Source organism: Vulcanococcus sp. DEBay_Sum29NL08_54 (assembly GCF_017859255.1).
Lineage (GTDB): Bacteria > Cyanobacteriota > Cyanobacteriia > PCC-6307 > Cyanobiaceae > Vulcanococcus.
In genome coordinates, this window is the sequence record NZ_JAFMNJ010000020.1 from 19,319 (window position 1) to 29,802 (window position 10,484).

At 63.9% G+C, this 10,484-nt stretch carries 10 protein-coding genes; all 10 read right to left on the reverse strand.

Annotated elements, in window-relative coordinates; all coding sequences use genetic code 11:
• Window positions 1-2: 2 nt before the first annotated feature.
• The gene (locus QZ186_RS07940) at window positions 3-1,859 is read right to left on the reverse strand and encodes an NAD(P)H-quinone oxidoreductase subunit F (protein WP_296416372.1); all 1,857 of its coding nucleotides are present in this window, start codon (window positions 1,857-1,859) and stop codon (window positions 3-5) included.
• 94 nt (window positions 1,860-1,953) lie between these two features.
• Window positions 1,954-2,457, reverse strand: a complete 504-nt coding sequence (locus tag QZ186_RS07945; RefSeq protein ID WP_296416373.1) for a ferritin-like domain-containing protein — start codon at window positions 2,455-2,457, stop codon at window positions 1,954-1,956.
• Window positions 2,458-2,462: 5 nt separating this feature from the next.
• Window positions 2,463-3,122 carry a BMC domain-containing protein gene (locus QZ186_RS07950; RefSeq protein WP_296416374.1) on the reverse strand — a complete coding sequence of 220 codons (660 nt, stop codon included), beginning with the start codon at window positions 3,120-3,122 and terminating at the stop codon, window positions 2,463-2,465.
• An 82-nt stretch (window positions 3,123-3,204) separates the two neighbouring features.
• Entirely contained in the window at window positions 3,205-3,456 is a 252-nt protein-coding gene (locus tag QZ186_RS07955; protein WP_010316530.1) for a carboxysome peptide B, read from the reverse strand.
• On the reverse strand, window positions 3,456-3,746 hold the full coding sequence (locus QZ186_RS07960; RefSeq protein ID WP_247477759.1) for a carboxysome peptide A: 291 nt from the start codon (window positions 3,744-3,746) through the stop codon (window positions 3,456-3,458). Before QZ186_RS07960 ends, QZ186_RS07955 begins: the two co-directional genes overlap by 1 nt.
• Before the next feature lies 1 nt (window position 3,747).
• On the reverse strand, window positions 3,748-5,478 hold the full coding sequence (locus QZ186_RS07965; protein ID WP_296416375.1) for a carboxysome shell carbonic anhydrase: 1,731 nt from the start codon (window positions 5,476-5,478) through the stop codon (window positions 3,748-3,750).
• A 13-nt stretch (window positions 5,479-5,491) separates the two neighbouring features.
• Entirely contained in the window at window positions 5,492-7,849 is a 2,358-nt protein-coding gene (locus QZ186_RS07970; protein ID WP_296416376.1) for a CsoS2 family carboxysome shell protein, read from the reverse strand.
• Window positions 7,850-8,023: 174 nt separating this feature from the next.
• Window positions 8,024-8,365: a ribulose bisphosphate carboxylase small subunit gene (locus QZ186_RS07975; RefSeq protein WP_010316537.1), complete on the reverse strand. Its 342-nt coding sequence runs from the start codon at window positions 8,363-8,365 to the stop codon at window positions 8,024-8,026.
• 116 nt (window positions 8,366-8,481) lie between these two features.
• A complete protein-coding gene (locus tag QZ186_RS07980) occupies window positions 8,482-9,894 on the reverse strand; it encodes a form I ribulose bisphosphate carboxylase large subunit (RefSeq protein ID WP_010316539.1) in 1,413 nt (470 codons plus the stop codon).
• A gap of 71 nt (window positions 9,895-9,965) precedes the next feature.
• Entirely contained in the window at window positions 9,966-10,280 is a 315-nt protein-coding gene (locus QZ186_RS07985; RefSeq protein WP_094587519.1) for a BMC domain-containing protein, read from the reverse strand.
• Between the last annotated feature and the right edge of the window lie 204 nt (window positions 10,281-10,484).

The following is a 10,484-nucleotide window of genomic DNA, read 5'->3' on the forward strand; positions in this document are numbered from 1 at the left end:
GGTTAACCCTGCCCCAGCTGAAGGACACCAAGCAGCAAGACAATCGCCAGCAGCACCGTCAGCACATAGCTCTGGGTCTTGCCGCTGACGCTGAGCTTCAGGCCGTTGGCTGTGGCCATCGAGAGATTGCCGACACCATCAGCCATGGCCTTGATCACGTTGAGATCGAACCAGCGGGTGAATTGGGCCAAGTTGGCCACCAGGCTCACCACCGTGCGCTTGTAGATCTCCGGTGTGTAGAAGTCGTAGGCCAGAAGGTCCTGCAGGGTTCGAACCCAAGGGGTGGTCGAGCGCGACCAGAACTGATCCAGGGGAATCACAGCCCCAATGACGACACCAATCAGACCGGAGACGGCGACCGCAAGCCCGATGCTGAGGCTGAAGGATGCGATCCCCGGAACCGGATCAATGCGCTGCATCATCGCGGGCAGCAGCATCACGATCACGCTCAGGCTGACGATGGGAAGGGCCATCAACCAATTGACCTCAGGGGTGCGCTTGGTTTTGGGCAGTGGTTTGCCAAGGAAGACGGATCGGTAGACCCTGGTGGCGTTGGTGGCCGTCAGCAGGTTGGTGATCAAGAAGACCACCGCAAAGCCCGGGTCGCTCTCCTTGAGGCTGTTGATCATCAGGCCGTAGCACCAGAAGGAGCCCAAGGGCAGCAGGCCCACGACACCGGCGCTGCCGATGATGAAGGCCAGAGAGGTCGCGGGCATGCGGGTGCCAATGCCGCCCAGTTCAGTCAGGTCCTGGCAGTTGGTGGTGGCGATGATGCTGCCCACCCCCATGAACTGCAGGGCCCGTGCCAGACCGTGGGCAAAGAGCAACAGCAGGGCGATGCCAGGGCGCTGCAGCGCAATGGCGATGAAGACCAGCCCCAAATAGGAGGTGGTCGAGTAGCTGAAGGCGCGCTTGAGGTCCACCTGGGCCAACGACACCAGGGCGCCGCCGATGGCGCTGATGGTCCCCACCGCCAGCAAGACGTCTGTTGCGACTGGTGAGAGCCGGACGATCGGCATCAGCTTCATCAGAACGATCGCGCCGCAGGTCACCACGACGGAGTTCCTGAGGATCGAGGCCGGGTTCGGGCCCTCCATGGCTTCATCCAGCCAGAGGTGCATCGGGAATTGGGCGCACTTACCCATTGGACCGGCGATCAACCCCAGGCCAAGCAGGGTGATGCCCAGGGGGCCCAGGGCGCCACTGTCTTTCAAGCCGCCGGCCCAGCTGTAGAGGTCGGTGAACTCCATCGAGCCTGCAAAGGCCGAGAGCGCCACCACCCCCATCAACAACAGGACATCACCGACGCGCTTGGTGAGGAAGGCGTCCCGAGCGGCCGTGACCACCAGCGGTTGGGCATACCAAAAGCCCACCAGCAGATAGGTGGAGAGGGTGAGCATCTCCAGCAGGAAATAGCTCATGAACAGGTTGCTGCTGAGCACCACCCCACTCATGGCCCCTTCAAAGAAGCCCACCAGGGCGTAGAAGCGGGCCAGGGACCATTCCTTATCCAGGTAGCCCAGGGCATAGACCTGGCAGATCAGGCTCATCGTCGTGACGAGCTCCAGGGCCGCCAGGTTCGTTAGCGACAGATCGAAGCCGATGCGCAGGTCGAGGTCAGCGGCTTGAAACCAGGCCAGATCGAGATGCTGAGGGCCGATCTCGTAGACCGAACGGAGCACCAGGCTGCCGTGGATCACGGCCAGCAGGGTGACAAGAAGGTTGAGGTAGGCCGCCGGGCGGGGGCCATTGCGTTTGATCCACCCCGTGGCCCAGGGCAACGACAGGAGCATCCCGCTGAACCCGTACACCGGGATCAGCCAGATCAGTTGCAGGGGAAGGGGGAGAGCAGCGCTCAAACGGTTAAAGAATTGGGCCGCCGAAAGCAGCTTCGGCGGCGGAATCTAGGCGCTTCTGATCCCGGTTGGGCAGATCCTCCAGCGCCGAATGGACTCAGAACGTGGCGCGGTCTTGCGGTGCCCCGCGGCGGCGGGAGCCATAGCGCCCGTAGCCGCGGGGACGACGCCCACCGAGCTCGTTGAGCCAGGTCTCGAGCTCCTGCATGTGGTGCTGCTCGTCCTCCAACAGGGATTGGAAGAAGGCCGCGTTGTTTTGGTCGTTGACCAAGCGACAGAAGCGGACCGCCTCGTCGTAATGGTTGACGAGCTGCTGCTCGAGATCGGCGTTCTGCTCAAGCAGACCCACTAGATCGGCGGCATGGGTCACCGGCTGGAGTTGGGAAGCAGCCGGTGCCGCGCCAAGCGACAGCATCTGTTGGACGATCCGTTCAGCGTGCTGCATCTCTTCGACGGTTTCCTCACGGAACCGATCGGCCGATGCCGCATCACCCCAGAGCCCCACGAGGGAGGCCTGGGTCATGTACTGCTGAACAGCGGTCAGCTCAAGGCTGAGGGCACGCCCAAGAAAACCCAGGACGCGCGGATGGACGGCGTCCATGGTGATCAGGCCCGGCGGTTGTTGCTGCTCACCAGAGCAGGCTCGACCTCGGAGTGGGGGCGGGCAATGATGTGGGCGGCCACCAGGCCATCACCCACGCGCTCGCAGGCATCGGCGCCGGCGCGAACGGCGGCGTTCACAGCACCGGTTTCGCCGCGGACCAGAACGGTGACGTAACCACCACCGACAAACTCGCGACCGATCAGGGTCACTTCGGCTGCCTTGGTCATGGCATCAGCAGCCTCGATGGCGGGCACCAGACCGCGGGTCTCGATCATGCCGAGAGCGATGCCTTGAACGGAAGAAGCCATGGGGGAGGTGCGAGTGGAGGGGGTGGAGCGGTTGCCGCCGGAGCCCGAGCCGGAGGCAGAGGAGCGAGAGGCGGCAGCACGGGTGCTGCTGCGACGGGCAGCGGGAGCAGCTTTCGCTGCTGTGCTGGCCGTACTCTTCGCAGGGGTCGAGGCGATCGTCTTGGCGGTCACCGTCACGGGAGCGGAGGCCGCCGCCGCTGCCGCCGGTGCGGCGGTGGTGGCCTTGGCAGCCGCCGCGGGGATGGCGGTCACCGGAGTGGTCCCGGCGGCCGGCTTGGCGGCAGCGGGCTTCGCGGCTGCGCTGGATTTAGCGCTGGCTGAAGTGCTGGTAGCTCGGGAACGTGGTGTGGCCATGACGGTGATGGGCTAAGCCCGGTGGATGGTCGCTGGTGGTAACGGAGTGGACCCAGGCTGGCTGGGAGGAACCAAGGGCTCCTTAGCCGTCGGGCGACCAGTGGTCGATGATTCCGCCGATCGTGAGATCGGTGAAGAGGTTGGCGTTGCCGGTGGCATGGCGAGCGGCGGAGCCACTGGCGGTGAACACCCAGTTGCCGGGGGAGGCGCCCACCGGATCGGTGGCCACGCTCAACTTGCCTTTGTTATTGCGCAGGATTCGCAGGGTTTGGTGCGCGAAACCCTCCACCCGTTGGGTGCAGACCATCGATCCCATCACCTGCATGATTTCCATTACTTGGCGCCCCCTTGGGGTTTGCCCGCGGCCATTTCTTTGCCGGCCTCGGGATCCCAATGGTCAATGATCCCGACGATCGTCAGATCGCTGGGGTAGGACTTGCTGCCGGCGGCTTCGCGGGCGGCGGAGCTACCGACGCAGATCACCCAATCCCCGGGGATGGCACCGACTGCATCGACGGCCACCTTCTGAGTGCTGCCATCGAGCACCACCTGAAGATGCTTGTGCTGAAAGTCAGCGATGCGGTTGGTGGAAACCAGTGGCTTCACAACTTTGCAGATCAACATGTCAGTGCCCCCCTCCTGTGTTGAACGTGATTGAGGAACTTACGGTCTCGGCCGGCACGTGCCGATCCCGATCCCTCACGGTGAGCAGGGTGTGAAGGAGTCCTTGTTCGCAGAGCTCGCTATAGCGGGCCTCGATCGCAGCCTTGACCCGCTCGCAGTGCTGGATGGCCCTCTCCCGAGCACCGGGGACGGCACCGTGATAGTCGAAGCGCAGCACCACAGGAATCGGTAGGCCGCGGGAGACGTTGAGGCCCTTGAAGATCTTGACCCCGACATCGAGATCAGGGGCGCCCTCTTCAACGGTGTCCATGTAGGCGAAGTAGGTCAGGTTGCGCAGGTGGATCTCCTTGAACCCGATGCCGACACCAATGAAGCGCTCGGCGTGGCCGAAGTCGCTGTAGCTGCCGCCGTGGTACTGGCGGACGTAGTCGATCTGGGAGAGGTTGTTCTCGATCAGGCGGCTGATCAGCTTGACCATGCCCTCATCCGGTGTTGCGGCTGCTGCGGCTTTGACCTGGTTCTCGATCTCAATCCGGGCCTGATCGGCTCGCATCGAGCGGGTCGCGGCGTAGACATCGCGGGCATCCAGCCAGCTCTCGAGGTTGGTCTTCCCGTCGGCGCTGGGGACGTGGACCCGAATGGCGTCGGTGTCGGTGTCCATCCCGACCAACAGCAGATCCACCGAGGCTCCGCAGCAGAAGCTGTTCTCAACGGCCTGCTGGAAATCCTGTAGGCGCTGCAGGCCCTGGGCGGCAGCTGCCGTGTCGTCGCTGCCATGGGCAGCACAGCCCTCATGGCAGGGGTCCTTCGAGCTGAAGTGGTAGACGACGGTCTTGAGGTACCGGGTGTCGGCGTGGGCTGGATTGGGGAGCCCTTCGCGATAGCGGCGGTGTTCGGTCTTGACCCAGCGATCAACGGTGTTTTCCACGTCGAACATCGCTCCAGCGTGGGAGCGGCGGCGGACCGAGCTGAAGGGCAGCCTCAGGGCGTAGGCAATGGCATGGGCGAGGCGACCATCGGCACAGGGCGTGACATCCAGCAGATGGAAGCCGCACTCCAGCAGGAAGGTGTTGAAGGCTTCGGCATCAGCGCTGCCGGCCTGCGCTGCAAGGGGGTCGTCGTTGAAAAAGGAGAGGCTGGCCTGTTCATAGGCCTCAAACACACACCAAGCGAACAGGGTGCGCATGTCCAGCTGGCTGGTCCAGGCGGTCTCCAAGACCGGCTGGGGCAGCTCATGGCCGAGCTCAGCGACGGCCAGGCGCTGGGCTTGCTCAACAAAGTTGTTTTCGTGCTGAAGCGCAGAGAGACGCTTCAGGACAGGCACGATCCGATCAAAGGAACCGAGGGTTTGCTCCTCGTAGGCCCGCAGTGCAGCGTTGGCCTGGCCGTTGCTCAGGGGATGCAGACCACCGGAGTGAACGGGGCCGCTGGAGCGGCGGTCCAGGACGACTTGGGTCGCCACCGGGCGCACCCTGCGTGGATTGCTCAGCTTGGACTTGATCTCAGCAACGGCTGAGGTCTTGCCCCGCACGCGGCTCGCCCTGGAGCTGCCAATGCGGGAGGCGTTCGCCAGTTCACGCTGACGCAGAACCTTGCTCAAGGCGCTGCTGGGGTTGAGCTCAGCGGGGGATTCCGCTGGGCCTGCTGACCCCTGGACCCCAGTGCCGTTTTGGCGGCGGCTGGGGGCCGTGGGAGCAAGCGGCCGCTCGTTAGTGGCGGAACGCCGACGCATTGCGGAGTGCTCCTTAGCCCCGGGCGCCGCCGGAGACCGTGATCAGGGAACCCTGATCGGTGCTGCCGCTGGAGCCGGTCACCTTGTTATTCGGAGCAGGCACTTCCTGGTTGCGCTTGTTCTGGGCGCCAGGCATGCCGCTCATCGGGCCAACGCGGGTGGGGTTGCGGCGACGGGCAGAGCTGCCCTCGGTGCCGGTGACGCGGTCTCCGCGATCCCAGTCGTCGCCGGTGATCTTGGTGCCGGAACCCTCACCGGTGACCCGGGAGACGGGCTCTTCAGAAGCGGCGATGGCGGTGGGCTGTTGCGCCTGGGCCAGACGCTGGTTGGCGCGACGGTCGAAGCGGAACTGCTCAGTGCCGGTGATCTTGCCGCTGGCCATGTCGAAAGGGCCCGTGATCCGTCCGCCTTGCTCGTAGGTGCTGCCGGTCACACGACCGGTGCTTTCGCGCTCCTGTTGGGCGGCGCGGGCAGGGGACTGAACGCTGAACTGTTGCCAGTCAGCACCATTCAGGGCCTGGGGAAAGTCAGCATCGCGGCTGGGGGCGGCGCCACAGGCGCTGGCCTGTTGATCGGCGCCGACGTAGGGAGTACCGGTGACGTCTTCGCAGGCGCCACGCTCGGCGCCGGTCAGGGAACCACCAATGCCGGGCTGAATGCCGGTCATGCGGTTGGCGTTGCGAACGGGAGTCCGCTCACGGACGGCACGGACGGCAGCGGTGTTGCAGAAATCACCAGCCTGCTCGAGCCCGGCGTAGGGGGTGCCGGTGACGACTTTGCAGCTACCGGGTTCATCACCGGTGACCTTTTCGGAGCGACCGGTGCGGCTGCCGCTGACGACCTGGTTGCGGTTGGTGATGCTGAAGCCCACCTTGGCGGCTTCGGGCGCAGGGCGAGTGCCACAGAAGCCGTCGAACTGCTGACTACCGATGTATTCATCGCCAGTCACGTTGCGGCAGCTGCCGGCCTCATCGCCGGTGACCCGCTCGCTGCGGCCAACGGATGTCCCGGTCACGCCGGTGCCACGCAGGGTGTTTTGGCTGCTGACCTTGGTCGCGGCACGGCCAGGAACACTGGCGTCGGAGCCGAGGTACTGATCTCCGGTCAGATGGCGGCCTGAACCAGCCTCATCGCCAGTGACGCGCTCGCTGCGGCCCACCATGACGCCGCTGACGGCTTGGCCACCCAGGGTCTGGCTGCGGCCCACCTTGCGGACCGAGGGGTCAACGCCACCGCAGTAGGACGTGGACTGGTTGGCCGAGATGTACTCGGTGCCGGTGACGCTCTTGCAGGTGCCGGGTTCATCGCCGGTCACTTTTTCGCTGCGGCCGACCTCATTGCCAGTGACACGGTTGCCATGGCTGGTGGCGGTGACGCGCACCTTGGCGGGTTGATTGCTGCCAGCGGGTTGACCACCGCAGAAGGTCTGGAAGACTTCGGCGCCGAGGTACTCGGTCCCGGTGATCGAGCGGCAGGTGGCGGCTTCATTACCGGTGGTTTTCGCCGAGCGGTTGGCCTGGGTGCCGGTGACGGTCTGACCAGAGAGGGTCTCGCTCACACCCACCTTCCAGGCGGCATCCGCGGCTGCGGCTTGCTTGGCGCCGTGGCGGTTGGGGCCACTGGGGCGGGTTCCGCTGTTGCGAGCCGTACCCGCAGAACCGGTTTTGCTCTTGAGCTCACGGACCTTTTGCGCCAGCTCACGGGCACTCAGGTCGGGGTTGATCTGACGGGCCACAGCAGCTGCACCGGACTTGGCCGCCGTGCTCGCGGACTTGCCGCGCTTGCTCAGGGCTTCGCGGCGCGCCAGGACAAGTGCCCGGCTGGCGTTGTGGACAGCCGTGCCCTTGCGGGCTGCGGGGCGATTGCCTGCGGCAGCACGGGAGGAGCTGGAGGGACGCTCAGTGCTGAGGGAGAGGCTGGCGGAACGGGAAGAGGAGGTATCGCTGGTCGTCTCTTGGCACTTGCACTTGTGCTCAGCAGCCGGTGCCGATGCGGCCTTCGGGGCTTCCTTAGCGACGTCGGTGCGGGTGCGGTCCTTCGAGGTGTCGGCACGCTTGCCGCCGCGGGTCATGGCCTCGCGACGGGACAGCACCAGATCGCGGCTGGGGTTTGAAACGCGCTTGCCAGCGGAGGAACGGTGGCTGCTGGGGGCGGACAGCTGACGGGTAGGCGCCGGAGCGGCTGCGGGAGCCTCGGCTGCGGCGGGACGCGGTGCGGAACTTGGAGCGGCGTTGGTCCGGGTCGGACGGGCATCCGCGACGCTGCGGACGCGACCGCCACCGCTGCCGTAGCGACCGGTGGCTTTCTTGCCGCCGTCGGTGAGGGCCTTGCGGCGCTCAAGGGCTGCTTCGCGACTCGATTTAGTGGCCATGTCCGCCCGGTGTATGGAATGACTGGATGGCATTAACGAAGCCGTTGATTTGCGTCAACACGGCATCGGAATGCTTGAAATCTGAATGCGAAAAATCGCAGTCAGATGGTTAATGAGTAAAAGAAGGAGTGGTCTCGATGTGAATCGAGACCACAACTTTTAGAAGGCAGCTAATCAGCGGCCTTCGAACACCACGAAGCAAGCGCCTTGGCTTTGGGTGTAGGCGTCGTAGCCCACGAGACGCACGTGGTGGTCGGGGTAAGCGCGGTGGCAAGCTTCGAGCTCGTTCACGATGACGCTCAGATCCTTCTCACCGAAGAAGGGCAGCTTCCAGTAGGACCAGTAGGTGGCCATGGAGCGGCTGGGGTGGACGTGCTCAACGAGCGGGCTCCAACCCTGGGCAATGATGTACGCGATCTGGTCGTAGATCTCGTCCTGGGTCATCGGCGGGAGGAAGCCGAAGGTCTCCAGGGTGGCGACTGTTTGGTAGTCACCCACGGTGCTCTTGAAAGGCATGGGGTTCCTTGAGATGGATGGAATGAATGAACCTTGATTTGGTTCGATGTCCTGTTCCGATCACTGAATGGGATGGAGCCAACGGATGTTGACTCCGATTCCCAATCGCTTCGAAATCAGTTGACGTCGAGCTTGTCGACGGTGTCGAACTCGAACTTGATTTCCTTCCAGGTCTCGAGGGCGATGGCCAGCTCGGGGCTGTGCTTCGCGGCTTCCATGAGGATGTCGCGGCCTTCGCGCTCAATCTCGCGACCGGCGTTACGGGCTTTGACGCAGGCTTCCAGTGCCACGCGGTTAGCGGCAGCACCAGCAGCAGAACCCCAGGGGTGACCGTGGGTACCACCACCGAACTGGAGCACCGAGTCGTCGCCGAAGATGCTCACCAGGGCAGGCATGTGCCAGACGTGGATACCGCCGGAGGCCACGGCGAACACGCCGCCCATGGAGCCCCAATCCTGGTCGAAGAAGTTACCGCGGCTGCGATCTTCGGGAACGAAGGATTCGCGCAGCTGGTCGATGTAGCCGAGGGTGGACTGACGGTCGCCCTCGAGCTTGCCGACCACGGTGCCGGTGTGCAGCTGGTCACCACCGGACAGACGCAGGCACTTGGCGAGGACGCGGAAGTGGATGCCGTGCTTGGGGTGACGGTCGATCACCGCGTGCATGGCGCGGTGGATGTGCAGCAGGATGCCGTTCTTACGGCACCAGTGTGCAAGACCGGTGTTGGCGGTGAAGCCACCCGTGATGTAGTCGTGCATGATGATCGGCTGCCCGAGTTCCTTGGCGAACTCGGCCCGCTCGTACATCTGCTCAGGGGTGGCGGCGGTGCAGTTCAGGTAGTGACCCTTACGCTCGCCGGTCTCCTGCTCAGCGGACTTCACAGCTTCGGCAACGAACTCGAAACGGTTCTGCCAGCGCTGGAAAGGCTGAGAGTTGATGTTCTCGTCGTCCTTGGTGAAGTCCAGACCGCCGCGGAGGCATTCGTAGACGACACGGCCGTAGTTTTTACCGCTCAGGCCGAGCTTCGGCTTGATGGTGCAACCCAGCAGAGGACGGCCGTACTTGTTCATACGGTCGCGCTCGACCACGATGCCGTTCGGGGGACCCATGCAGGTCTTGATGAACGCCATCGGGAAGCGGATGTCTTCCAGGCGCAGGTGGCGCAGTGCCTTGAAACCGAAGACGTTGCCGACCAGGGAGGTCAGAACGTTGGTGACGGAACCCTCTTCGAACAGATCGAGGGGGTAGGCGATGAACGCATAGAAGGATTCCTTGTCGCCAGGAACGTCTTCGATGCGGTAGCAACGGCCCTTGTAGAAGTCGAGGTCGGTGAGGAGCTCGGACCACACAGTGGACCAGGTGCCGGTGGAAGATTCAGCGGCAACAGCAGCTGCAACTTCTTCCTTGGGAACGCCTTCCTGGCCGGTGCACTTGAAGCAAGCCAGCAGGTCGGTGTCGAGGGGTACGTAGTCAGGAGTCCAATACGTGTCGCGGTACTCCTTAACCCCAGCGTCGTACTTCTTAGCCATGGAGAATCTCCGAGTGGGTCGAGGGAAATAAGTCAGAGAGATGAGTGGCCTTTAGAGGCCTAGCTCAGTCCTCAGTCCTTCGAACCAACGAAGCCAGCGCTGCTGTTGAGAGCAGGCTCCACTTCACGGTGGGGGCGAGCAATGATGTGGGCGGCCACCAGGCCATCACCCACGCGCTCGCAGGCATCGGCGCCAGCGCGAACGGCAGCGTTCACAGCACCGGTTTCGCCGCGGACCAGAACGGTGACGTAACCGCCGCCCACGAATTCGCGACCGATCAGGCGCACTTCGGCGGCCTTGGTCATGGCGTCTGCGGCTTCGATCGCGGGGACCAGACCTCGGGTCTCGATCATGCCGAGGGCGATGCCCATGGTTTCGTTAGCCATTACCTGCTCCTGGAGGAGGGGTGGAATGTTCGCCAGCAACCATGCTTCGGCAACGATCCGTAAGTCAAGACATTTGGTGCTGAATCGCGATTACCGTCACCTCAGTCATTGATAAGTGGCGCTCATCAGTGCCTCACAAAACTTTGGAGATGCTTCTCTAGCTGGCGGTTGCGACGCCTCTGGGTGTCTCCAAAAGCACTGCAG